Source organism: Pseudomonas sp. FW305-70 (genome assembly GCF_058783925.1).
Window position 1 is genome coordinate 28,230 of record NZ_JBYSYZ010000020.1, and the last position, 23,201, is coordinate 51,430.

The 23,201-nt window shown below is 57.9% G+C and carries 20 protein-coding genes; 6 read left to right on the forward strand and 14 right to left on the reverse strand.

Annotated features, from left to right (window positions below):
* Positions 1 to 53 precede the first annotated feature (53 nt).
* Complete coding sequence (locus tag AC3WN7_RS16465) at positions 54 to 1,028, reverse strand: TerC family protein (protein ID WP_102674303.1); 975 nt, start codon at positions 1,026 to 1,028, stop codon at positions 54 to 56.
* A 482-nt stretch (positions 1,029 to 1,510) separates the two neighbouring features.
* Here AC3WN7_RS16465 and AC3WN7_RS16470 point away from each other — a divergent pair, with 482 nt between their 5' ends.
* Positions 1,511 to 1,846 (forward strand): hypothetical protein, encoded by a 336-nt coding sequence (locus tag AC3WN7_RS16470; protein WP_219735702.1) that lies wholly within the window; start codon positions 1,511 to 1,513, stop codon positions 1,844 to 1,846.
* A 567-nt stretch (positions 1,847 to 2,413) separates the two neighbouring features.
* Here the strand turns inward: AC3WN7_RS16470 and AC3WN7_RS16475 are convergent.
* From AC3WN7_RS16475 to AC3WN7_RS16490, 4 genes are all read right to left on the reverse strand, one after another.
* The gene (locus AC3WN7_RS16475) at positions 2,414 to 3,217 is read right to left on the reverse strand and encodes a 2OG-Fe(II) oxygenase (RefSeq protein ID WP_095966943.1); all 804 of its coding nucleotides are present in this window, start codon (positions 3,215 to 3,217) and stop codon (positions 2,414 to 2,416) included.
* 62 nt (positions 3,218 to 3,279) lie between these two features.
* Positions 3,280 to 4,089, reverse strand: coding sequence for a glycosyltransferase family 2 protein (locus tag AC3WN7_RS16480; protein ID WP_102674301.1), 810 nt, complete (start codon positions 4,087 to 4,089; stop codon positions 3,280 to 3,282).
* Positions 4,090 to 4,425: 336 nt separating this feature from the next.
* Positions 4,426 to 5,004: an S-(hydroxymethyl)glutathione synthase gene (gene gfa, locus AC3WN7_RS16485; protein ID WP_095966941.1), complete on the reverse strand. Its 579-nt coding sequence runs from the start codon at positions 5,002 to 5,004 to the stop codon at positions 4,426 to 4,428.
* Between the two features lie 179 nt (positions 5,005 to 5,183).
* On the reverse strand, positions 5,184 to 6,134 hold the full coding sequence (locus AC3WN7_RS16490) for a LysR substrate-binding domain-containing protein (RefSeq protein ID WP_095966940.1): 951 nt from the start codon (positions 6,132 to 6,134) through the stop codon (positions 5,184 to 5,186).
* A gap of 129 nt (positions 6,135 to 6,263) precedes the next feature.
* Here AC3WN7_RS16490 and AC3WN7_RS16495 point away from each other — a divergent pair, with 129 nt between their 5' ends.
* From AC3WN7_RS16495 to AC3WN7_RS16515, 5 genes are all read left to right on the forward strand, one after another.
* Positions 6,264 to 7,433, forward strand: a complete 1,170-nt coding sequence (locus AC3WN7_RS16495; protein ID WP_095966939.1) for a M20 aminoacylase family protein — start codon at positions 6,264 to 6,266, stop codon at positions 7,431 to 7,433.
* A gap of 58 nt (positions 7,434 to 7,491) precedes the next feature.
* The gene (locus AC3WN7_RS16500; RefSeq protein WP_102674300.1) at positions 7,492 to 8,280 is read left to right on the forward strand and encodes an ABC transporter substrate-binding protein; all 789 of its coding nucleotides are present in this window, start codon (positions 7,492 to 7,494) and stop codon (positions 8,278 to 8,280) included.
* Between the two features lie 99 nt (positions 8,281 to 8,379).
* Entirely contained in the window at positions 8,380 to 9,069 is a 690-nt protein-coding gene (locus tag AC3WN7_RS16505) for an ABC transporter permease (RefSeq protein WP_102674299.1), read from the forward strand.
* Entirely contained in the window at positions 9,066 to 9,779 is a 714-nt protein-coding gene (locus tag AC3WN7_RS16510) for an ABC transporter permease (RefSeq protein ID WP_007978207.1), read from the forward strand. The genes AC3WN7_RS16505 and AC3WN7_RS16510 overlap by 4 nt, the downstream gene beginning before the upstream one ends.
* 20 nt (positions 9,780 to 9,799) lie before the next feature.
* Positions 9,800 to 10,567 carry an ABC transporter ATP-binding protein gene (locus tag AC3WN7_RS16515; protein ID WP_095966935.1) on the forward strand — a complete coding sequence of 256 codons (768 nt, stop codon included), beginning with the start codon at positions 9,800 to 9,802 and terminating at the stop codon, positions 10,565 to 10,567.
* A gap of 482 nt (positions 10,568 to 11,049) precedes the next feature.
* Here the strand turns inward: AC3WN7_RS16515 and AC3WN7_RS16520 are convergent, their stop codons facing one another.
* The 9 genes from AC3WN7_RS16520 to AC3WN7_RS16560 all read right to left on the reverse strand — a co-directional run bounded on the left by AC3WN7_RS16520 (position 11,050) and on the right by AC3WN7_RS16560 (position 23,144).
* A complete protein-coding gene (locus tag AC3WN7_RS16520) occupies positions 11,050 to 14,931 on the reverse strand; it encodes a hypothetical protein (RefSeq protein WP_102674298.1) in 3,882 nt (1,293 codons plus the stop codon).
* 334 nt (positions 14,932 to 15,265) lie between these two features.
* A complete protein-coding gene (locus AC3WN7_RS16525; protein WP_102674297.1) occupies positions 15,266 to 16,174 on the reverse strand; it encodes a MurR/RpiR family transcriptional regulator in 909 nt (302 codons plus the stop codon).
* A 123-nt stretch (positions 16,175 to 16,297) separates the two neighbouring features.
* Entirely contained in the window at positions 16,298 to 17,062 is a 765-nt protein-coding gene (locus AC3WN7_RS16530; RefSeq protein WP_102674296.1) for an ABC transporter ATP-binding protein, read from the reverse strand.
* Positions 17,063 to 17,080: 18 nt separating this feature from the next.
* Positions 17,081 to 18,193, reverse strand: a complete 1,113-nt coding sequence (locus tag AC3WN7_RS16535) for a succinylglutamate desuccinylase/aspartoacylase family protein (RefSeq protein WP_102674295.1) — start codon at positions 18,191 to 18,193, stop codon at positions 17,081 to 17,083.
* A gap of 9 nt (positions 18,194 to 18,202) precedes the next feature.
* Positions 18,203 to 18,901: an ABC transporter permease gene (locus AC3WN7_RS16540; RefSeq protein WP_015094766.1), complete on the reverse strand. Its 699-nt coding sequence runs from the start codon at positions 18,899 to 18,901 to the stop codon at positions 18,203 to 18,205.
* 12 nt (positions 18,902 to 18,913) lie between these two features.
* Entirely contained in the window at positions 18,914 to 19,603 is a 690-nt protein-coding gene (locus tag AC3WN7_RS16545) for an ABC transporter permease (RefSeq protein ID WP_007978261.1), read from the reverse strand.
* Between the two features lie 111 nt (positions 19,604 to 19,714).
* Positions 19,715 to 20,491: an ABC transporter substrate-binding protein gene (locus AC3WN7_RS16550; protein WP_102674294.1), complete on the reverse strand. Its 777-nt coding sequence runs from the start codon at positions 20,489 to 20,491 to the stop codon at positions 19,715 to 19,717.
* Between the two features lie 344 nt (positions 20,492 to 20,835).
* Positions 20,836 to 21,519, reverse strand: a complete 684-nt coding sequence (locus tag AC3WN7_RS16555; RefSeq protein ID WP_102674293.1) for a TetR/AcrR family transcriptional regulator — start codon at positions 21,517 to 21,519, stop codon at positions 20,836 to 20,838.
* The gene (locus tag AC3WN7_RS16560; protein ID WP_102674292.1) at positions 21,516 to 23,144 is read right to left on the reverse strand and encodes a methyl-accepting chemotaxis protein; all 1,629 of its coding nucleotides are present in this window, start codon (positions 23,142 to 23,144) and stop codon (positions 21,516 to 21,518) included. Before AC3WN7_RS16560 ends, AC3WN7_RS16555 begins: the two co-directional genes overlap by 4 nt.
* Positions 23,145 to 23,201 lie beyond the last annotated feature (57 nt).

The following is a 23,201-nucleotide window of genomic DNA, read 5'->3' on the forward strand; positions in this document are numbered from 1 at the left end:
GAGCAAGGCGACTAGCGTCGGTGCCGTCATTTCCCGTTCTTGTCTCAAATTCATCATTGTTCTTTCGTAACCCGTGCTTTGCTCTTCGTCAAAGTCAGGCTCAACAGTACCGTGATCAAGATGATGCCGCCGACTGTGCTCAGCGACCATTGGATCGGCATGTGCCACCACGGCGTGACCAGCATCTTGCCGCCGATGAACACCAGTACGATGGCCAGACCATATTTGAGCAAGTGAAAGCGGTCAGCCATGTCGGCCAGTAGAAAATACAGTGCGCGCATGCCCATGATGGCGAAAATGTTGGAAGTGAACACGATGAAGGGGTCGGTGGTGACGGCGAAGATAGCCGGGATGCTGTCGACTGCGAATACCAGGTCGCTGGCCTCGATCAGTACCAGCACCAGGAACATCGGCGTCGCCCAGCGCAGGCCTTTCTGGCGCACGAAGAAGTGCTCGCCGTGAAAACCGTCGGTGATGCGAAGATGACTACGCAGCCAGCACAGCAAAGGGTTTTTTTCGAGGTCTGGCTGCTGGTTGGCGAAGATCAGCATCTTGATGCCGGTGATGACGAGGAAAGCGCCAAAGACATAGAGCAGCCAGGCAAACTCCTGCACCAGCCAGACACCGGCGAAAATCATAACGGCACGCATGAAGATGGCGCCGAGCACACCATAGAGCAGGACGCGGCGCTGCAACTCTGGCGGCACGGCGAAATAGCCGAAGATCATCACGAAAACGAACATGTTGTCGATCGACAGCGACTGCTCGATCAGGTAACCCGTCAGGAATTCGAGCGTTGTACGCTGGGCCACTTCGGCGCCGAACATGCTGCGCAGATACCACCAGAGCAGGACGGAGAAGACCAACGCCAAACTGGTCCAGGCGATGACCCAGGCCAGCGCCTCGCGTACCGAAACACGATGCGCCTTGCGACCGCCGAAGACGAAAAGATCCAGCGCCAGCATGGCGAGGACGAACCCGATGAAGGCGGCCCACATCCAGGATTGGCCGACGCTAATGGCGGTCATTTAAGTATCCAGGGTTGGTCGATACCCATGTGGCGCCGCACGGTCACCCGCCCCAGTGCGGGCGGCGCCGTGACTTGAGTTGTAGGCCAGGCGCTTGCTGAGGTAACCGTAAAAAGCCTCGGTTAGCTCGAAACCGCGGCGTTGAATGGCCATCTGCATGACTGTCTCCGCATGGCGCAGCAATGGGCTGCAAGAGGTCATGCTAACGGGCATGTTGCATCAATAAAAATCGTTTATTCGTTTTGAAATGTTCGTTTTTTACGAAGCATTTGATTCAGATGCTCAACTACCGGCCATTGCATTAGTGCTGCTCCGTGGCCAACGGGTGCTATTGCGGTTTTGATCCAAACTGCTGACTTTAGCTGCCTTGGGGCAGAAGAGGCTGAGCATCCCCGAACCCAATGATAGAATCTCGTTTTGAAAAAGGAGTTTCATCTGTGGAGGCTGGAAAAAAGAGCTGTCCCTATTGCGCGGAAGTCATCATGGCTGAAGCCATTTTATGTAAACACTGCCAATCTGACCTCAGGCAAAAAATACGAATCTCGCCCGGGTGGCCAATACCGTCAGAAAAGAAAATTGGCCGGGTCGGCAAGATCGTCGTCGGCATCACTATCGCAATCACCTTGTACCTGGCCGTCGGCTTTTATGTCAGCAACACATCGCAAGACAAGGAAAGCATGCAGGCCCGTGATGCCGCCGAACGATGCCGCGAGGAAGTAGACAACTACTCCGGCCCGGCAGTCGGGAAAAGCATAATCGCAGAGGTTTGTCGAAAGCTGGAGGACGATTTCCGCGAGAGATTGAGCCACACGCCATAAAAAAGCCGATTACGAAGCCCGCTATTGAGCGTAATGCTGTTCACTTACGGCCGACACTGAACCCGTGGCGAGGGAGCTTGCTCCCGCTTGAGTGCGTAGCACTCACAAAAAATGGCATTGTTGTCACATTTTTGGGGCCGCTACGCAGCCCAGCGGGAGCAAGCTCCCTCGCCACAAAAGTAGGTGTGCCTGAAGTACCGCGCTTAAGTGAACAGCGTTACGCTTTTGAGCGGGCTTTTTTACCTTTGGCATCTGGCCGTCTGATTCAGACCAAGCCGACAAACGACAGGATAAACAGGATGATCACGACGGCGCCAACGAGGTAGACGATATTGTTCATGACTTCACCGCTTCATTTGGGTTGAGGGAAGAAACAGGGGGTGTCTAAACAGCTGACACCCCCGTTTGCGTTTCCGTTCCGTTACCCTTGCAGCAGGAGCGATCCAGAGGTTATCGGCTTGCCGGCGCGCGACCGTGCAAAAGGTGCTGATGCTCGACGGATCTGGTCGCGACCGGGCGCCGAGCTAAAGCCTGAAAAGCACGAGCTCAATCGTCTGGCGGTATGGCTTAGTTTTTCTTCTTGAGTAATTTGTTCATGTAGTACTTGAGACTGAAACGATCTTTGGGTCTTGGCTTGTAGTGGGTTTTGTTTCTTTGCGCGGGATCGATCGCCAAGGTGCCTGCGGTGTAGTAATAAAGCGCTATAGACCGGCGAGTGATGTGTTCTGGGGTCGTTAAAGGCTCCGGGTGCCCATGATTGCTGTCTTTGTCTGTATTGAAAATGACGCAGCGATTGTAAATGGGCAAAACCTTTTTAAGACAGGTTTTCATCTTGACATCCCAAAGTTCCAGGTTGCCTCCATACTCGTCTTTCCAGTCTTCGTTCAGATAAATAATGATATTCAGTCTGCGCTCGACGTTAAGCTTCTTGTTGAGCCTGAAGTCCGAGTGCACCCCCAGGAAACCCCCGCTTTTCGTTTCATGCAAGCCGCCACCGGTGAAGTAGGGGTCAGGTATCAAGCCTTCGATGCCTGTTAACTTTTCAAGAAACTGCAACATGGGTGCCGAGTTGAAAGCATTGAAAACGGTCTTTAAAAACGGAGAGCATTCGTTGGGACTGATTTGACGTTTTCGTTGCCCTTTATAGCCGCGCTCGTAGAGCATTTCGTTGTTGGTTGGCTCGACCGGGAAGTTCGAGCAAATACTTGCAATCAGGTCTTCGTCCAGGAAGTTGTCGATGACGATGTGCGGAAATGGCGTAGCCTGAACATATTGGCTGGTCAATGACTCACCAAAGGCGCTGGCGTCGTTCTGGTCGAAATCAAGCTCCGGTGAGAGGGTGATGGGTAGTGCCTGAGTGATGACTGCCATTATTGCTCCGATAACTTGATATAACGACCTGTGGGTGACGGGCTCATACGTGTCGGCGTAGCTTAAGCCTTGCCGTCACCCTTGTTCAGGCGCTTAAGTATATTATTGTACATTTTGGTTCGTCTATGAGTCTTTCCATAGCCGCCAGTCGCTGCAACAGTACCCGCCTGGATATGATCAAGATAGCTGAAGATTTTACGTGGCGATAAAGTCTCAACGACGTAACCAAGCTGGGTCATCTGGTCTTGAAGGGTATATCCAGGAACGCGATCATCCATCGAAAAGTGCATGCCGTGCTGTTTGACGAGCTTGCAGTTCCACAATGTAAAGAAGCTCTTCAAGTAAATTTCTTTGTATGGTTTTGGTTCTCTTGAACGTAAGCCCATGGAGATTTTAAGGCGTCTGTAGTGGTGTTTGAATAGTCGTGAACTGTAGCGCCAAACCGTTCTCGCGGTGCCGCGATTTAATTGTTCTACACACCCGACGGCGACGACTTTTTTATTGTTGGCGCACTTGTTTAATATCATCGGGAAAACGTTTTTATCGAAAACAAAAGTATCGGTATGCATCAGAAGTAAATAATCGGTGTCGACTCGCTCCAAAACCATGTCGAGTGCCTTGCCGTGCGCGATATGGCCTGCTTCTGGTTCCGAAATAGATCGTTCGATTAAATTGATCCAGTCAAGTGTTCGCAAGTATTGAGTGCTTTCATCGGCCGAGTAATTGTCAACCACCCAGACCGGGACGTTCTTGTCACCCACGTGCTGGTGCAATAACTCTAAGCATATCTTGGTGATTTCCGGTGTTTTGTAATTCACGATGACGATGCTGAAGTTATTGGGGAAATCAGCCGGAGGGCTAGTACTGTTCATTGTTCGGGTGCTCAATGATATTGTATTTATAGGTGGGGGCGATTGAGTCCGTATCCGGTTTCGCGTATTTGCCCGCGCAATGTTTTTCGTCTGTAAAGCTCAATTTTCAAGTCGCTTTGTCATGCACTAAATTTAGATGGCTTACTCGCGCCTGATGGAGAGCAGTGGGTTTGGGCCTCATCGTATAAGGATCCACTCTATAGGTAAATATCCGCGAAATGGTTCGTTACATCGGGCGGTGGGTCAGATGAGCCCACCGGGTGTGTGTGGGGCTGGATTCAATCTCAAGGTAAATCGGAGCCGCGGTCCGGACAAGAAACCGCGGCGACCGATCAATCAGGCGGCGGGCAACACGCCTCTCTGTTTGGCGACATGGGTCGCCAGTGCGTCCATCAAGTCCGGGGACAGGCAGTCGTAGGGTTCCAGGCCGATCGAGCGCAAGCGCTCGCGGATCGCCTTCATTTGCCCTGGCGGTGTGCCGGTTTCGATGATGGAGGATACGAACGCCGCGAATCCCGGCGCCGCCCATCCGCTCTGTGGCGAAAGCTCGGTGTGGACGAAGTCCAGGCCATAAAATGCATGGTCCTTGTTCTCGATGCGCCCGAAGAGATGGGCGTGACACTGCTTGCAGGCGTGGCGCTGGATGGTGGCGGCTTCGTCGACAATCGCCAGTTTTTCGCCGTGGGCAATGACGCTGACCTTATCTCGAGGCACCACGGCGATGACGGCGAATATCGCGTTTTGTGGTTTCCAGCATTTGCTGCAGCCGCATGCGTGGTTATGCAGGGTTTGTGCGTCGATCCTGACCTCGACCTTGTCGGTCGCACACAGGCATTGCAGGGTGCCGCCTGTGAAATTCGCGGCGGCGGGTTGGATGCCATTGTCCAGTGCAGGGTGAAGTTGCAAGGTGCTCATGCTGGCGTCTCCGTTTCAGGGGGCAGACAAAGGTGCCTGGGGCCGTGCCCCAGACCGTTGGATCAGCGGATTTTGAAAAGGACACAGTGCATCAACGAGAGACCTCCTTCGGTGCGACCGGTGGGTTACCCAGATCAAGAATAGTCTGCGATGACGCCTTGAGCGCGGCCCGGGTGACCTCACCGCAGCCGCAAGGTTTCAAACAGCGCGCGGTCTTCTTTTTTGGCCGAGCGCGCATGGCGCCGAATGACCTGCAACAGGCACTCGGTGAAGCAGACTGCCGGGTTGCTCAGTGCACCATTGCGGCGTGTCACGATGCTCAGCTGCCGGGGCTCGAACTGCTCGGCCAACCCCAGGGATACCAGACGCCCCAGAAATGGCGGGGCTGTGCTCACGATCGAAGGCCCCCAAGTGCACATGTCGGCCCGTTCGACCATCATCTGCAAAATGGCCAGTGAATGAGCGCGCACGATTCGATTTTCGTCAATCTGCGCGCCGTGTTTCCAGAACAGTTCCTGCATCAGCCCATCGTGCCCGTCGGGCGCGTAGTTCAGCGTCCAGTTTTCTTCCAGTAGCTCGTGGATCGATCGCGCATGCTGTCGGGCGTGACCCTCGCGGACCAGCACCGAGGTCTGGTAATCGAGCAAGGTTTCGCTGGCGAATTCCTGGGTCGATTGGGTGGGATGGAGTTGGCCAATCGCGAAGTCCATGCTGCCGTCGCGCAACAGCGGTTGGGCAACGGCCATCAGACTCTCGAACAGTTCCAGCCTGATTTGTGGCATACGCTCGCGAAAAACCGACACGACTTCGGGCAGGAAGGTCAGGGCGACCCATGGGGTGATCCCGACACAGAGCCGGCCCTGGGCCTTCCCGCGCATGTGATCAAGCTCGGTCTGTGCGTGCTCCAGTTGCTTGATCACCAGCCGGGCATGAGTCAGCAGCACTTTGCCGTATTCGGTGAAGTTCAGACCGCTGGAGGTTCGGGTAAACAGCGGTAGCTGCTGGCTGGTTTCCAGTTCGCGCAGCGCTTTGGTCACCGCAGCCTGGGAAATCTCCAGCGAACGAGCGGCCGCGCGGATGCTGCCGGTTTCAGCGCTGGCAATCAGCGCCTGTAATTGATGCAGTTTCATCTGCTAACCCTGGTGACAACTCATGGTTGTCATCATAACCAAACTGCGCCTCCCCAGCCCAGCGCCAGTTCCCTAAGATCGAGCCCAACAGCGCTTTCGCTGCCGCACAGCCCTCGAAGGAGAACACTCATGAATGCCGGTTTGGTTCTGCCTGGTATTGCCGCGATGCAAGATGAAATGATCGCGATACGTCACAGCATTCACGCGCACCCTGAGCTGGGTTTTGAAGAATTCGCCACCAGTGAGCGGGTTGCCGCGTGTCTGACTCAGTGGGGCTTTGAGGTCAGCACCGGGGTGGGCAAGACCGGGGTCGTTGCCACCCTGAAAAATGGCGAGGGTCGGTCCATTGGCTTGCGCGCCGACATGGATGCGTTGCCGATCCAGGAAACCTCCGGTTTGCCTTATGCCAGCCGGATAGACGGTGTCATGCATGCCTGCGGTCACGACGGACATACCGCCATCCTGCTGGCGGCGGGTCAGTATCTGGCCCGGACACGGACATTCAATGGCACCGTGCACCTGATTTTCCAACCGGCGGAAGAGGGGCTGGGTGGTGCCAGGAAAATGCTGGAGGACGGATTGCTCGAACGGTTTCCGTGTGATGCGATCTTCGCCATGCATAACGTGCCGGGTTACCCCGTCGGGCATTTGGGTTTTTACAGCGGACCGTTCATGGCGTCTGCCGACACGGTGAACATCAAGATCATCGGCAACGGCGGCCATGGCGCGGTGCCGCACAAAGCCGTCGACCCGGTGGTGGTCGGTGCCTCGATCGTGATGGCCCTGCAAAGCATCGTCTCGCGCAACGTCAACCCGCAGGAGATGGCGATTATCACCGTGGGCTCCCTGCAAGCCGGGAGCGCCTCGAATGTCATCCCGTCCAGCGCCGACTTGAGCCTGAGCGTACGCGCCCTGACCCCCGAGGTTCGGCGGTTGCTGGAGGTCAGGATCACCGAACTGGTCAAGGGCCAGGCCGAGAGTTTCGGCGCGCGGGTCCACATCGATTACCAGCACTGTCATCCGGTGTTGATCAACGATCCCGAACAGACGGCATTTGCCCATGAGGTCGCCCGCGAGTGGCTGGGAGATGAACACCTGATCGATGACTTGCGGCCATTCACGGCCAGCGAGGACTTTGCCTTTGTCCTGGAAAAGTGCCCCGGCAGCTATCTGGTAATCGGTAATGGCGAGGGCGAAGGCGGGTGCCTGCTGCACAACCCCGGCTATGACTTCAATGACGGCTGCCTGCCGGTAGGCGCGAGCTATTGGGTCAAGTTGGTCGAACGTTTTCTGAGTTGAGACGGCGCAGTTCCACCCGTTGTGCCGGTAAAAAATCTACGGTCTGAGAGGAATAAAAATGAACAAGATGATTGCAGCCGTTTCCCTGGTGTTCCTGACGGCCTCGAGCCTGGCGGGGGCGGCCGACTGGTCCGGCAAAGTGTTGAAGCTGGGGGTGGACCCGACGTATCCACCGCTGGAGTACAAGAACCAGGATGGCACGCTGACCGGCTTCGGGGTCGACATCGCCGAAGCGTTGTGCGCCGAACTGAAAGCCCGCTGCGTCTGGGTGGAAAGCAGTTGGGACGGGATGATCCCGGCACTGCTGGCGCGCAAGTTCGATGCGGTGGCGTCTTCGATGACCATCACCCCCAAACGCCTTGAGCAGATTGCGTTTACCGACAAGGTGTCCAATGCACCGGCACGCCTGGTGGCCAAGCGTGGATCGGGATTGCAGCCGACCCTCGAATCGCTCAAGGGCAAGCGCATTGGTGTGGAGCAGGGCTCGACCCAGGAGTCCTATGCCAAAGCGGTTTGGGGTTCCAAGGGCGTGGACGTTCTTTCCTATCAGAATCAGGACCAGGTGTACGCCGACCTGGTAGTGGGGCGACTTGATGCCTCGTTGCAGGGTGCCATTCAAGCCAGTTACGGCTTCCTGAAAACGGCGGCGGGTCAGGACTATGAATTTGCCGGTGCCACTCTGGAGGCCCCGGGCTTCTTCGGCGTCGGCGATGGCCTTGGTTTGCGCAAGGGCGATGTCGCGTTGCGCGAAGACTTGAATAAAGCCCTGGCAACCATTCTCGCCAACGGTACTTACGCGCGGATCAACGACAAGTACTTCGATTTCGACGTCTACGGCGCCCGGTAACGGCGCTAGGTAAACCGTCGTCGTGACCTTGAACAGGGCGCTCGTTCGAGCGCTCTATTGCCCCCTTCACCTCACCCTAACAAGAACAAGGAGAGTGAGATGCTTCTGGAAGGTTTTGGCCCGCAGATCCTGCTGGGCACCCTGGCTACCGTCAAACTGGCGCTTTGTTCATTGCTGATCGCCGTCCTGGCCGGGCTGATCGGCGCCAGTTCCAAGTTGTCGTCCAATCGATTGTTGCGCGCACTGGCCGCAGGGTATACGACGGTGATCCGCAGCATGCCGGACCTGGTGATCATGTTGCTGCTGTTCTTCAGCCTGCAGATGTTGCTCAACCGGATAACCGACTGGCTGGGCATCACTCAGATAGACATCGACCCCTTTCTGGCCGGTGTCATGACGCTGGCGTTCATTTACGGGGCCTACTTTACCGAGACGTTTCGCGGCGCCTTCCAGGCCGTCCCAGCGGGGCAGATCGAAGCGGCGAGGGCTTACGGCATGACCCGTGGGCAAACCTTTCGCAAGGTCCTCTTTCCACATATGCTGCGCCACGCCTTGCCGGGCATCGGCAACAACTGGCAGGTGCTGATCAAGTCGACGGCCCTGGTGTCGATCATCGGCCTGACCGATGTGGTCAAGGCCACGCAGGATGCGGGCAAGGGCTCGATGCAGTTCTTTTACTTCACCCTGGTCGGCGGCTTGATTTACCTCGCCATTACCACGGTCTCCAATGGCGTGTTGCTGTGGCTTGAGCGCCGCTACTCGGTCGGCGTCAGGAAGGCTGCGCTATGACCGCCATTCTCGAAAATTACTGGCAGGCGTACCTGTGGAGTGACGGGCCGCACTTTTCCGGGCTGGTGGTGACCTTGTGGCTGCTGATTCTGGCGGTGGCGATGGGCTTTTTGCTGGCGGTACCGTTGTCGATGGCCCGCGTCAGCCGCAACCCGCTGCTGCGCCTGCCGGTCTGGTGCTACACCTACGTGTTTCGTGGCACGCCGTTGTACATCCAGCTGCTGTTCTTCTACACCGGGGTGTACAGCTTGCATGTGGTGCGGTCCCAGGACTTTCTCAACGCGTTTTTCCGTGACGGCTTCAACTGCACGGTGTTGGCGTTCGGGCTCAATACCTGTGCCTACATGACCGAGATTTTTGCCGGCGCCATCAGGGCGACCGCCCACGGTGAAGTCGAGGCCGCCAGTGCCTACGGAATGAGCCGGTTCACGCTTTATCGGCGGATCATCCTGCCGTCGGCGTTGCGCCGCGCGCTGCCGTTTTTCAGCAATGAAGTGATCCTGATGCTGCATTCCACTTCCGTGGCCTTTACCGCCACCGTGCCCGATTTGCTGAAGATCGCCCGGGATGTCAACTCGGCGACCTATGCATCCTTCACGGCCTTTGGCATTGCCGGGGTGTTGTACGCCGCCTGTGCTTTTTTCCTGATCTGGCTGTTTCGACGCGGCGAACTGCATTGGCTGGCCTACCTCAAACCGCGCACGCACTGACCCCTATCGGACTTGCTCGAATGTATAAATTGATCGTTGAAGATATCCATAAAAACTATGGCAACCATGAAGTGTTGAAAGGGGTTTCGCTCAAGGCCAGGGCGGGTGATGTGATCAGCATCATCGGCTCCTCCGGGTCCGGGAAAAGTACCTTCCTGCGTTGTATCAACTATCTTGAACAACCGTCGGCCGGGCGCATTGTCGTCAACGACGAAGAGTTGCTCACCCGCAGAAACCCGAGGGGTGAGCTGTGTGTGGTTGACCCCGGGCAGCTGCGGAGCCTGCGCAGCCGGTTGTCGATGGTGTTCCAGCACTTCAATTTGTGGAGCCACATGACCGTGCTGGAAAACATCATCGAGTGCCCGATGAGCGTGCTCGGTATCAGCCGGGCGCAGGCACTGGAGCGGGCGCGTCATTACCTTGCCAAGGTCGGGCTGCCACAAAAAGTCGAGGCCCAGTACCCGGTGCATTTGTCCGGCGGCCAGCAACAACGGGTGGCCATTGCCCGTGCGCTGGCCATGGAACCCGAGGTGATGCTGTTCGACGAACCGACCTCGGCCCTTGACCCTGAACTGGTGGGTGAGGTGCTCAAGGTCATGCAGCAACTGGCCGAAGAGGGCAGGACGATGGTGGTCGTCACTCACGAAATGGCGTTTGCCAGACAAGTGTCGAACCACGTCATGTTTCTGCATCAGGGGCGGGTGGAGGAGTCGGGAGCGCCAGGCACACTGCTGGAACAGCCGCAAAGCGAGCGGTTGCAGCAGTTCCTGGCCGGGAGTCTCAAGTAGCTGCCCGTTAATCTGCGAGAGAAAGGCACCGGCGTTCAATGGCGGGTGCCCAGGGGAGACAGACTTCACAAGGGGGATTTCTGACTGCAGTGCCGAGAGAGTATTTCGACTTTCCAGGCGTGATGGATAATTTCGAGTACTAACGTCAGCACAGCAACCGACCGGCTGCTTTTGGCCGATTTCAGCCTGTCACCAAGATACATCCATCAATCCAAAGCTGCCCTTCGCGAAAGGCAGCTAGCGGCCGATTCTGTTGAAAAAGTCGGTCTACCCAAACTGCCTGATCATTTACTCGTGAAAACGCCTTTTTCGCACGCTGCTACGTGAAATCCGAGTCCGGAAGCCTCTGCCAAAAGTAAAGATTTCAATCTCGGACGCGTACTTTTCGGATGCGCAAACCATGGTCGACTTTTTCAACACAATCGGCCGATTACTGCCGGTTAGGACGGGCAGCTATCGGCCAATGGAGGCGTCGGGCTAGCCTATTCGAAGCTACCAGTACGCTCGCGCTCTTCTTCGTCCTCACGAAGCTCTTCCGCTGCGATTCTTCGTTCGAGGCTCGCTCTAGCTGTCGCCAATACTGGCTTCAGCTCTTCCGCGTTGCCGAGATTCAGTGCGTCGAGAAGCGGAATCCGTTTCTTCAGGATTTCGGCCAAAGACCCGGACCAGCCTGAAGGCGTAAATCGCATTAAATAGCACTCGATTACAGTCTTTTTATCAGGAGCATTAGCGAGCACAGCGAGCGCGGCTTCCGAAATAACCAACTCAGAATCGTCCACAGAGTCGATATTGGCATGCTCTTCACTCGCTCGACTTCGAGTATCGAATAGCTTACAGCTCCGTGCCGCGAACACGTAACGATCAGACGGCGAGGTATTACACCAATCGATCAATACATCCACTGGGACTACGCTGAGTGCTGTCTCTTTCCGATCACTGTAAGGGCGCCCAATCACCGGCGACATCTGATGGTAGTGAGCTTCTTCACCGGGAACATAGATCGCGTCGAGCGCTCGTCGCGGCATGTGCCTGAGAAACGGCGAGATGGCGTCTTTGATGGCATCCCTATCGGAATAACTACATTCCTTCGTGCGCGCAAAGGCAACCAGACCGTTCAATACCTCCAGCGCTGCTTCGGAAGAAGCTAATCGCTTCAGCGAAAACTCCAATATGCTCTCAAGGCGGTAACCGCTATTGGTACGATCCCCAAGAACCTCTCCCCATTCGGCTGAGCCCAGAAGACTTAGGCAGGTTGCCGCCAAGGACTCCTTATACGCATCATTGTGATCTGCCGCGCAGTGGACGACCATGGAAAGGACGTCGAGAAACACGACACCACCATCAGGCAGCATTGCTATCGCAGAAAGCAACTCGCCAATCTCTGCAACAGAGAATGAGTCGGTTTGTCTGCCCATCCCGAGATAGGAGTATTGCCAGGCAGGAGTATTTCCAGCCTTGATTGATTGGAGGATTCGAGCGAAAGCCGTTTGGTTCATCGGTATGCTGCAATGCAGGTCCATGATCCACTTGACCCAAATTGCATCACTCACCGCGCTGTCGAGGAACTCCTCGGCAGAAGCGGGAGATGCGTGATGCCAGCCGTTGAGCAAGCCACGAAGGAACAAGACACCGACTGTTCCGGGCTTAGCAGTGGCGATATGTTCCTTTGCCGCATCCAGAATCCCGCTCGGGTCCGCAATCTGCTTTCCAACCCCAACCCCCAAATGAAATGCACTGGCTCCTGACTTGGTTGAGATCAATTGCGGGAGTAGCTCCAAGAGAAGGCCTTCAATGGTCACAGCAGCCTCCCCAAGCTCCTCCATAGCCAGGTTTGATCTGCGGATGCGCTCACTAGTCGTTTCAGCGCGCTGATCTGCATCATCGTCATCAAGATCTAGGTCGAATTGATTCGATTCTAGAAGTCGAGCTCGAATCATGTCGGGTATAGCCTTCGGCTTGAGAAGATTCTCCAGTTCGCGCAGCTCGTTCTGAATTGACTCATCGCATTTGCCCAAGTCAAAGCGAAGGATGCTTTTGACTCCAAACCAACCTTGAGGCCAGCTCACGACTGAAGCCAGTTCTGTTACGGCTGCACACACTTCTGGCCTCAGATTCGTGCCAACCCAAAGTCCTCTTAAGCGGCGACCCAAAATAGATCTGCAACTTTCAGCAAGGTCGGACTTCTGCTTACCAATGTCGAGTGCCATGCGGATGAATGGCATAAACCACGCCTCAACGTCTGAGGGGGATACCGGAGCCCATCCCTCGCTCCGCTTTCGAGCTCCGAAATCGAATCTGCTCACTGAGGTAAAATGGCCTGCCTCAAGCGCCGCATCGAGCGCCAACAGCCCCAACTGCTCTCGCTTGGCATCGCCGGATTCAAGCAATTTTCTGACGAACGCTGCTCTTTGATTGGGGGGGGCATTCGTACCGGATAGCACGCAGAAAAACAGAGACTTCAGAATTTCCACAATAGATTCTTGTCCCCTATTTCCCTGGGGATTTTCCGAGGCGAACCGGACAAGAATATCGGCGGCGATATCGAAATCTTCTTCTTCGAACGCGATGGCTTTCAACGTATGCGCGTATTGAGCACGCTTGCTGTTTTCGTCCGAAAGGAAGCTAGGGATATTGGCAGCCCGTCCAATCGCCGCTAGGGCGACCTTCGGAGATACAGGTGCAATGTTGTGAAAGATCTCATGGCCAATGTCATTGAGAGCCGTTAGGTCGCCAAAACGCCCGGATGGCGAGAGCCAATCCCGTATGAGCTCGGCGGCTTTTGCGCTTTCATGTAGGTAACCAAGTCGCCGCGAGAACGACCGGACAACACGGTCGGTAGCGGTATCGACAAAGATATTCACGATTTGCGATTTGGGTATCACTTCGAGTGCCTGGGCTGCGAGTCGATTGGCAATCGCGTGTGGCAAAACAGCACGCCATTTACTACGCGCCTGTACGAGACCTCTTCGCTGTAGATCAACCACTTTCCTCTGTAGGGTGATCAATGAAACGTCAGCAACAGCGGCAATTTTGTTGAGTTCTGACCCAGGGCCATCATCCTCGCCGTCGAACGAGTAGAGGATACTGGCCGCTTCCGCGCATTTGAGGAGATCTTCATTCTCGACGTTCCTCTGATGAAACAGGCGCTTGAACAGCTCGGAGTCTCGCAACCGCGCAAGTTCACCAGTCGTCGTTACCGTCGCTGCCAATGCAAACGCGACGCGAGCGTTACCGTCTGAGAATGCCGTGATGGTATCAACATCACTGATTGATAGGACCGAATAGCGCCGCTGAAGAAGCTGCCTGATTACGTCATCGGAGGAGCCTTCGAGACGGTAGCACCTCGTGGCGTCTGGTAAGTCGTCTCGAACGTCGTACTCAACAGTAACCAGGCCAATCTTGTTACCAGACGTCTTAAGCAGTTCGGTGAGCTTCTGATGAGTGTCAGCTCCGCAATTGTCCACGACGAGAACACACTGACTTCCGTCTTCAATCAGCGCTTCGAGCATCGCTGAGGGTTGAGGTGAAGGTCCATCTGAAAGGTCCGTGTACAGCACGTCATCAGCACTCAGCGCAGCCTGAATCGCCTGTACACGCGGATCGAAGAGCGCCTGTACTAATCTCGTTTTGCCGACGCCAGATAAGCCGACAATACGTACGCTTGCACCCTTCGACAGGTCGATACGCAGGCGATCAATGGTGGCCGAGACACTAATACCCTTCTCTGCGTCAGGCGTGAACACTTTGACTCGATCATCGAGCAGATATTCTGAGTCGACGGTCGTCTCCTGGTAGGCCCAACCCGAGTATGGGCGCCAACCCACAAGTGGCTTGCCTAGCTGGTGTTTGACCCAAGCTACGATCGCTGGGTGTTGCTCGACCCAGTCTGCAATCTTTCTTGCGTCATAGAAGGCAATATGCGGCGAGGAGCCGAGGCCGTTGACCGACAAGCAGTCTCTCATCGCATTAAGTCGTAAATCGAGAGCGGACTCGGAGGTGTCGTCTCGAGTCGCGGCAATGACGTAACTTCCTTTGGTCGTAGCGAGGTCGCGTATTGCTTGTCTGAGCACTCCCTTAGGCGCCATTTCCCCAGGTATCTTGCTGGGGGGGAACACTTCGGCCTTTACCTGAAAGGCTGTGTTGTCATTGGGCAGATAGCCAGATATCCCCAGTGGCGGATTTATCTCTACCCTGACGTCCACCCCTCCATCTTTTGCTCTTTGATCGCCACCCCAGGTGACGGCCGACTCGGGGCGCCCGTGCTTGCGAATCTCAGCCCGACACAATCTTGCGATCAGTGCACGCGCTTGCTCATCGTTCAGGGCTTTTATGTCCGCGGTATCTACGTGAAATAGTGTGTGCATTTTGGGGGCGTCAGGCTGACTGTAGCCTTAGCTTATAGCCTGAAGGCGCTTTTGACGCAGCAATGACTGGCGAGACGAAATAGTCGAGGGTTGGTTCCATTCGGCTAGCATGGCTGCAAACCAAACCGGGAAATCCAGAATCCTTCGGGCATTCACCTCTGGCCGGTAGGACCCTCCTCGTGGTGAGGCTTGGAGTCTTCGGTGCCACTGCTTGGCAGCCTCGATGACTGCTATTGGCCGTTTTCTGCCCGTCGCAAGAGGCAGAAAACGACTGTGGATTCAACCCATGGCTGTCAATGACGGCACAGGTCTTCAAGGCAAATCCACAACGCAATCACTTCTTCGCGGGTTTACCGCTGGCCGGAATGTGCAGGTACGACATCACGCTTTCAGTCAGCTCAGTTGCCAGTTTGACCGCTTCCTTATTGCGCGCCATCACGCCGGCGACCAGGCCTTCGATCAGGGCCAGCACGGCGATGTTGGAGCTGGTCAGCACCGGGTGGTCGCAAGGGGCAAACAGCGTGTGCTCGGCAATGCCGGTGAGCGGCGAGGCCGGTGAATCGGTGATGGCCAGCACCGATGCGCCGCGTTCATTGGCGAAGCGTGCCAGTTGCAGGGTGTCGAGGGAGTAGCGGGGCAGGGAGATCGCCAGCAACACGTCCTGATCGGTGATCGCGGCCAGGCGGTACGCGGCGTTTTCGTTGCCACCCTCCATGCTGATGGCCGTGGCGTCGGCACAGAAGGGCATCAGGGTCGACGCGGCGAGGCCGGCGAAGTAAACACTGTTGCCGAACCCCAGGATGTAGATTTTGCGTGCCGTGGTCAGGCGAGTGACGAAGGCTTCAAAGGTGTCGGCGTGGTTGTTGGTCACCGCCGTGGCCAGGTTGCTGCTGGCGCTCTGCAGTTGCTCAAGCAGGCCAAACGCGCCGCCCGGGCGATGGGCCAGTTCGTTGCGCAGTTTGTCCACCGGCGAGACCATCTGCTGCAAGGTGGCGACCAGCTCGGCCTTCATGCCGCTGTAGCCACCGAGGTCCAGCGCTTTGGCCAGGCGGTTGACGGCGGCGGGTGAGGTCAGTGTTTCGTGAGCCATCTCCTCGATGGTCAGCGTCGCGGCCTTGAGCGGGTGACGCAGGATGAAGTCCGCCACCTTGCGCAGTGACGGTGGCAGTTCGGAAACGATTTCCGTCAGTTTGCGCATGACCGGCGCGGCATAGACGGTGGTGTCTTTCGATGGGGTTGGCATATCCGGCTCAACGTTTCCTGAAGGTGAGAGAAGGGCTGTGCCTGATGCCCTGACAAGGTTGGCCGGAGTGTATCCCAAGCCTGCCTGGTCAGGGCAGCGCCGAGCAGTGGACGGGTGGCGGTCTTACTTCAGGCTCCCGGCCAGAAACTGCCGCAGGCGTTCGGACTGCGGGTTGACCAGCACCTCACGCGGGTCGCCGCGCTCTTCGACAACGCCCTTGTGCAGGAACACCAGTTGGTTGGACACCTCGCGGGCAAAGCCCATTTCGTGAGTCACCACCACCATGGTGCGGCCTTCCTGTGCCAGGTCCTGCATGACTTTGAGCACTTCGCCGACCAGTTCGGGGTCGAGGGCCGACGTCGGTTCATCGAACAGCATCACCTGCGGTTCCATCGCCAGTGCGCGGGCAATCGCCACGCGCTGCTGCTCGCCGCCGGACATGTGCGCCGGCCAGGCGTGCATGCGGTGCGCCACACCGACTTTGTTCAGGTAGTGCTCGGCCTTTTCCCGTGCCTCTTTCTTGCCTTGGCCCAGCACATGCACCGGGGCTTCCATGACGTTTTCCAGAGCGCTCATGTGCGACCAGAGGTTGAAGTGTTGAAACACCATCGACAGTTGCGAACGCATGCGCTGCAACTGCCTGGGTTCGGCCGCTTTCAGCCCGCCAAGTTTGTTGGTCACCAGCTTGAGCGGTTCGCCATTGAGCACGATATCCCCCGCATTGGGTTGCTCCAGCAGGTTGATGCAGCGCAGGAAGGTACTCTTGCCGGAGCCGCTGGAGCCGATGATGCTGATCACGTCACCGGCCTGCGCCTGCAGGGACACGCCCTTGAGCACCTGGTGGGCGCCGTAGCTTTTGTGCAGGTCCTGAACTTCAAGTTTGTACATGGTTTGAACTCTCTGGAATCAGTCGCTGAGCAAGCGACCCTGGCGAATGGGGGTGACGCCTGCCACTTTGGCCAGCCACAATCCAGGCTGGGCAAATCGCAGGCGTTCGCGGGCATAGAGAATGCCGTCGGTGCTGGCGCTTACCACGCTATGGCGGTCGGTCAGCGGGTCGATGACCTCGAACAGCGGATCGCCGACCTTGACCTGCGCGCCCAGCGGTTGCAGAAAGCTCACCACACCGGGATGGGGTGCGCAGGCGTACTGGGCGCCGGCGAATGGCATGGCCTGGCAACGGCTCGGCGGTGCCACTGGCCAGTCACCACTGATCAGGCCCTGTTCGGCGAGATAGCCAAGAATGGCCTGGGCGCTGTCGACGCATTGCTCGCGCCCGGTGTCAGCCATGCCGCGCAATTCGATGGTGGTGGCCGCGCACGCCAGGGGAATATTGGCTTCGGGAAACCGCTCGGCCAGGCGCAGCCAGGCAATGGCGCAGGCTTCGTCGAAGGCGCTGCCGCCGGCATCTTCGGCCAGCAACGTGACCTCCGCACCGAGGCGTGCGGCCAGGGACTGCAAGCGTGGCCAGTGTTGCGGCATCGCATACAGCAACATGATCGATTCGAAGTCACAGTGCAGGTCCAGCACCACATCGGCGTCACAGGCATGCTGAAGCAACAGGCGGCGCAGGCCGTCGAGTTCCGAGGCCGGTGCCGGCAGGGCTGCGAGGGCATCGCCCATGGCGCGGCGGATCAGGGCGATGTTGGCGTCGGCATCGTCTGCCAATTTGCCTTCCAGCAGCGGTGCGACGGCATCGACCAACTCCGGGAAGTCGCGATTGAAGTTTTTGCCGCTGGAGAACTCGAAGCGCCCCTGATGGGTGGCCTGGAACATCTGGGCGATACCGATCGGGTTGGCCATGGGCACCAACTCGATCACTCCGGTCAGGCGGCCTTGGGTTTCCAGTTCCAGCAGACGGCGCTTGAGTTCGACGGCGACGCGCATCCCCGGCAATTCGTCGGCATGCAATGACGCCTGGATGTAGGCCTTGCGTGCTCCACTGCCAAAGCGGAACAGCGACAGTGTGCGTTCGGTGCCCGAGGCACTCCACGGCAACAGGTATTGAATGTGCTCCATGTCAGCTCCTTAGTGCTTGCGCGGTGCCTGGTACGCCAGCCAGCGGCGCTCGGCCAGCTTGAACAGACGCACCAGAATGAAGGTCAGGGCGAGGTAGATGAGGCCAGCGGTGATAAACGCCTCGAACGGCAGGTAGAACCGTGAGCTGACAGTCCGCGCGGCCCCGGTGATGTCGACGAGGGTGACGATGGAGGCCAGGCTGGTGGTTTGCAGCATCATCAGCACTTCGTTGCTGTACTGCGGCAATGCCCGGCGCAAGGCCGACGGCATGAGAATGCGCCGGTACAGGGTCAGGCGGGACATGCCCATGGCCCTGGCGGCTTCGATCTCGCCGTGGTTGGTGGACTTCAGGCTGCCGGCCAGCAGCTCTGCGCTGTAGGCGCTGGTGTTGATCGCGAAGGCCAGGCAGGCGCAAAAGGTGGCGCTGGAGAGGTAAGGCCAGAGCACGCTTTGGCGTACCGCTTCGAACTGCGCCAGGCCGTAATAGATCAGGAACAATTGCACCAGCATCGGCGTGCCGCGAATCACGTAGGTATAGAGCCAGGCCGGGAAGTTGATCAGCGGCGATCGCGACACCCGCATCAGCGCCAGCGGAATCGCCAATACCAGGCCCAGGGCCAGGGAAATGAGCAGGACTTTGAGGGTCAACAAGGCGCCATTGAAGTACAGCGGCAGGTTTTCCCAGATCAGGTTGTAGTCGAGAATCATGGGTGGCTCCCCTCACAATTCGGCGGCTTTGATGCCGACCGAATAGTGTTTTTCCAGATAGCGCAGCACCAGCAAGGACAGGCTGGTGAGCATCAGGTACAGCGCCGCCACCGCGAGGAAGAACGTGAAGGGCTCGTGTGTGGCATCCGCTGCGTTCTTGGCTTTGAACATCATGTCCTGCAAGCCGATCACCGAGATCAGCGCGGTGGATTTGGTCAGTACCAACCAGTTGTTGGTGAACCCGGGAATGGCGAAACGAATCATCTGCGGTACCAGGATTCGCCAGAACACCTGCGCACCGCCCATGCCATAGGCCACGCCGGCCTCGGCCTGGCCTTTGGGGATCGCCATGAAGGCGCCGCGAAAGGTTTCCGAGAGGTAGGCGCCAAAAATGAAGCCCATGGTGCAGACGCCGGCGATGTAGGGGTTGATGTCGATATAGCGGGTGTAACCGAGCGCCAGGGCGAGGCGGTTCACCAGGTCCTGGCCGCCGTAGAAGATCAGCAGGATCAGCACCAGGTCTGGAATGCCGCGAATCAGGGTGGTGTAGCTTTCCCCGAGCAGGGCCAGCCATTTGAGCGGCGAGAGGCGAAAGGCCGCACCGATCAGGCCCAGGGCAATCGCCAGGGACATGGAGGTCAAGGCCAGGTTGATGGTCAGCCAGGCGCCATCGAGAATGCTCGATCCGTAGCCGTGGAGCATGATGAAGTTCCTCAAGCGAGCGCCGCGAAGCGCGCAGGACAAACCCCGGCAGACGCCTGCAGGGGGCAGCGCCGGGGTCAGGTTTCAGGTTTCAGATTTCAGGGCGCCGGCTTACTCGCCGTAGATATCGAACGCGAAGTACCTGGCCATCACTTGCTGGTACTTGCCATTGGCGCGAATGGCATCGATCGCGGCACTCAGGCGCGCAACGTTGGCACTGTCGCCTTTGCGCACGGCGATCCCGGCGCCCCGGCCAAAATATTTCGGGTCGTTGATGTCGGGCCCGGTCAATGCGAAACCCTGGCCCGCCGGTGTCTTGATGAAGCTCTCGTCGGTGTTGACGATGTCGGCGAGGGTGGCGTCCAGACGACCCGAGGCGAGGTCAAGGAAGGCTTCATTCTGCGAGGAGTAGCGCACCACGACGACGCCGGCTTTTTCCAGTTGCTCGGTGGCAAAACGATCGTAGGTCGAGGAGCGTTGCACGCCGACTTTCTTGCCCTTGAGGTCCACCAAAGGGTCATTGATCACGTTGCCGGCCTTCATCGCGAACTTGCCCGGTGTGTGGTAGTACTTTTTGCTGAAATCCACGGACTTCATGCGGTCTTCGGTGATGGACATGGACGACAGCACGGCATCGATCTTGCGCACTTTGAGCGACGGGATCATGCCGTCGAACTCCTGAATGACCCATTCGCACTTGACCTTCATTTCTTCGCACAAGGCGTTGCCGATGTCGTAGTCGAACCCGCTGACGTTGCCCTCCGGTGTCTTGAAGGAGAAGGGCGGGTAGGCGGCTTCGATACCGATACGCAGGCTGTCTTCGTCGGCATGTGCCAGAAAGCTGAAAGCGCATAGCGCCAGAGCACCTAGAAGTTCTGTCTTGTTCATATTGTTGACTCCCTGGAGGGCATTGGGGGAACGGGTGCCCGCCATCCGGGTTGGCGCGGTGGATCAGTCCTGTGATCGGCGAGGCTATAAATGACACAATAAAAATCCATATGCAAGATAACTGAAAAAAAACATATCAGCCCCGGGCGTGACAACGTGCACCAGTGGCCGGTCGGTCCCAGGCACTGGTGAGCGTTTCTGCGGGGTTTCGCAATGATTTTTCCGGGGGGCGAAAGAGCGTTTTTTTGGCGGCGCTCGTTCGGTTCACAGGCTGATCGGCAGGGGTGCCGTCGCTGCAAAGTCATCGGGCTGATGGCCAAGGCTTCGCTTGGCCATTGCATGCTTCATAAGCGCTGGAGCGTTGGTTTTTCCGGGCGTGTAAGGTCTGCGGCATCAGTTGCACGCAATGCCCCCTGCAGCGTGCTCATCACCATCTCATGCAGCAGCTTGCGGCGTGCTCCAATGCCGGCCTGGGGCTTCCCGACCCAGGCCGGCAGTTGATTGAGCAGGGAAACGATGCCGTTCATGGTCGCGCGCAGGGTGGCGCCAGCCGGTTGACCGGTGAGTTGCTCTATGGCCTCCACCAGGTGCTCCTCGTAGCGTCCGCGCAGGGTCAGGATCGAGGCCTGCTGTTCGCCGCTCAAACAATGGAAGTCGTACTCAGCCAGGCGGAAATGCGCGGCCATGCGCTCGTGGAGCCGCAGGTGCGCCTCAAGCAGGCCGTGCAGTCGCGCAGTGGGGGCGGATTTGCGCCGGGTCACCAGGCGGGCGCCATCAAGCAACGCTTCGTAGAGCTCCTCGATCAGTTCAAACAGCAGTGCCTCTTTGTTATCGATGTGGTTGTAGAGGGAGCCGGCCGTGATCCCCAGGCAAGTGGCCAGGTCGCGCATGCTGACCCGGCTGAAACCGTGCCTGGCGAACAGCTCGACCGCCTTGTGCCGCGTTTCCAGGTAGCGCGTGTTGCGCTCTTCGTCGACAGGTATGGCAAAAAGGGATCTGGAAGTCTGCATGTTGCTCATCCACCTCATACGCGAAACTGCCCCAACAGCCGATTGAGCTGACCCGCCAGTTGGCCCAGTTCCTGGCTCGCCGCGTTGGAACGGTCTGCTGCCTGGGCATTTTCGTGGGCCAGAGAGGCTGCTCGGGTCACATTCTGGTTGATGTCTTCGACCACGTGTGACTGCTCCAGCGTGGCGCTGGCGATCGAGGCGTTCAGTTCAGTGACATTGCGCAGCGCGCCGAGTACCTGGTGCAGGCTTTCAGCCGTTTGGTGGGCCTGTTCCACGGTTTGTCGGGCGGCCTGGCTGCTGGCATTGATGACATTCACCGCGGCTTCCGAGTTGCCGTGCAGGCGCTCAATCATGTCCTGGATTTGCGCAGTGGACTGCTGGGTGCGTTGTGCCAGCAGGCGCACTTCGTCGGCCACCACCGCGAAGCCGCGACCCTGTTCGCCAGCTCGCGCCGCCTCGATGGCGGCGTTCAGCGCGAGCAGGTTGGTCTGCTCGGCGATGGCGCGGATCACTTCCAGCACGCTGCCGATCTGCGTACTTTCCCGGGCCAGGCTCTGGATCACCTCGACGGCCTGGCCGATGGTATCGGACAACTGGTCGATCTGGAGCAGGCTGCTGTCGATGTTGTTCTGGCCCCGACGTGCCTGCTCTTCGGCCTGGCGAACTTCGTTGGCCGCGTGCTCGGCGTTCTTCGCCACTTCCTGCACGGCGTAGGAGACCTCATGGATGGCGGCAGCGACCAGCTCCATCTGCTGCGATTGCTGCTGGCTGTGGTTCTGGCTATCGGCAGCGATTTCACCGAGCGACTTCGAAGCCTGATCCAGGCTGTCGGCGGACTGCATGGACTGGCCGATTACGCCACGGAGCTTGTTGGTGAAAACGTTGAAATGGCCGCTCAAGTCTGTCAGTTCATCGCGCCAGCGGTTATCCAGATGACGGGTCAAATCGGCTTCGCCGCTGGCGATGTTCTCCATGGCATCGACCACCCGCGCCAGTGGCGAGGCGATGCTGCGGGCAATCAGCAGGATCAGCGCACTGAGCATCAGGGTGATCGTCAGCAATATGACGAAAGCCTGGAGCAACTGGCGGCGGAACTCGACCTGCACGTCGTCAATGTAGATGCCCGAGCCGACAATCCAGCCCCAGGGCTTGAACAGTTCGACGTAGGAAACCTTCTCCACCGGCGCGTCGGAACCCGGCTTGGGCCAGCGGTAGTGCACCAGCCCGGCGCCATCGCGTTTGGCGGTGGCGACCATTTCGTCGAACAGCGCCTTGCCGTCCGGATCGAGTGTACCGGCCATGCGCTTGCCCTCGAGCTTGGCATTGGGGTGCATGACCATGCGCGTGTCGAGGTCTTCGAGCCAGAAGTAGTCCTGGCCGTCGTAGCGCAAGTCGCGCATGACCGCGATGGCTTGTTGCTGCGCCTGCTGACGACTGAGGCCCTGGCCTTCCAGGCTTTGGAAGTGGCGCAGGATGCCGCTGGCGGTCTCGACCACGTGGCGGGTTTTCAGCGCCTTGGCCGTGTAAAGGTCGTCATGGCTCTGCTTGAGCATCAGGCCGGCGAGAATCAGCAGCATCAGGATGGATGTCAGCAAAATCAGCCACAGACGTCGGCTAATGGAAATATTGCGCAAGCCGGGCATGGGCAACTCCGCGAGAGGGAAGGCAGGTGAAAGCCGGAGGCGGCAGTCGCGTCCGGC

What these genes read in the sequence shown, in the direction of transcription:
- AC3WN7_RS16560 (WP_102674292.1), bottom strand. Translation starts at nt 23,144, where the DNA reads ATGCCCGGCTTGCGCAATATTTCCATTAGCCGACGTCTGTGGCTGATT.
- AC3WN7_RS16495 (WP_095966939.1), top strand. Translation starts at nt 6,264, where the DNA reads ATGAATGCCGGTTTGGTTCTGCCTGGTATTGCCGCGATGCAAGATGAA.
- AC3WN7_RS16535 (WP_102674295.1), bottom strand. Translation starts at nt 18,193, where the DNA reads ATGGAGCACATTCAATACCTGTTGCCGTGGAGTGCCTCGGGCACCGAA.
- AC3WN7_RS16540 (WP_015094766.1), bottom strand. Translation starts at nt 18,901, where the DNA reads ATGATTCTCGACTACAACCTGATCTGGGAAAACCTGCCGCTGTACTTC.
- gfa (WP_095966941.1), bottom strand. Translation starts at nt 5,004, where the DNA reads ATGAGCACCTTGCAACTTCACCCTGCACTGGACAATGGCATCCAACCC.
- AC3WN7_RS16555 (WP_102674293.1), bottom strand. Translation starts at nt 21,519, where the DNA reads ATGAGGTGGATGAGCAACATGCAGACTTCCAGATCCCTTTTTGCCATA.
- AC3WN7_RS16515 (WP_095966935.1), top strand. Translation starts at nt 9,800, where the DNA reads ATGTATAAATTGATCGTTGAAGATATCCATAAAAACTATGGCAACCAT.
- AC3WN7_RS16480 (WP_102674301.1), bottom strand. Translation starts at nt 4,089, where the DNA reads ATGAACAGTACTAGCCCTCCGGCTGATTTCCCCAATAACTTCAGCATC.
- AC3WN7_RS16545 (WP_007978261.1), bottom strand. Translation starts at nt 19,603, where the DNA reads ATGCTCCACGGCTACGGATCGAGCATTCTCGATGGCGCCTGGCTGACC.
- AC3WN7_RS16505 (WP_102674299.1), top strand. Translation starts at nt 8,380, where the DNA reads ATGCTTCTGGAAGGTTTTGGCCCGCAGATCCTGCTGGGCACCCTGGCT.
- AC3WN7_RS16470 (WP_219735702.1), top strand. Translation starts at nt 1,511, where the DNA reads ATGGCTGAAGCCATTTTATGTAAACACTGCCAATCTGACCTCAGGCAA.
- AC3WN7_RS16490 (WP_095966940.1), bottom strand. Translation starts at nt 6,134, where the DNA reads ATGAAACTGCATCAATTACAGGCGCTGATTGCCAGCGCTGAAACCGGC.
- AC3WN7_RS16530 (WP_102674296.1), bottom strand. Translation starts at nt 17,062, where the DNA reads ATGTACAAACTTGAAGTTCAGGACCTGCACAAAAGCTACGGCGCCCAC.
- AC3WN7_RS16510 (WP_007978207.1), top strand. Translation starts at nt 9,066, where the DNA reads ATGACCGCCATTCTCGAAAATTACTGGCAGGCGTACCTGTGGAGTGAC.
- AC3WN7_RS16525 (WP_102674297.1), bottom strand. Translation starts at nt 16,174, where the DNA reads ATGCCAACCCCATCGAAAGACACCACCGTCTATGCCGCGCCGGTCATG.
- AC3WN7_RS16520 (WP_102674298.1), bottom strand. Translation starts at nt 14,931, where the DNA reads ATGCACACACTATTTCACGTAGATACCGCGGACATAAAAGCCCTGAAC.
- AC3WN7_RS16550 (WP_102674294.1), bottom strand. Translation starts at nt 20,491, where the DNA reads ATGAACAAGACAGAACTTCTAGGTGCTCTGGCGCTATGCGCTTTCAGC.
- AC3WN7_RS16500 (WP_102674300.1), top strand. Translation starts at nt 7,492, where the DNA reads ATGAACAAGATGATTGCAGCCGTTTCCCTGGTGTTCCTGACGGCCTCG.
- AC3WN7_RS16465 (WP_102674303.1), bottom strand. Translation starts at nt 1,028, where the DNA reads ATGACCGCCATTAGCGTCGGCCAATCCTGGATGTGGGCCGCCTTCATC.
- AC3WN7_RS16475 (WP_095966943.1), bottom strand. Translation starts at nt 3,217, where the DNA reads ATGGCAGTCATCACTCAGGCACTACCCATCACCCTCTCACCGGAGCTT.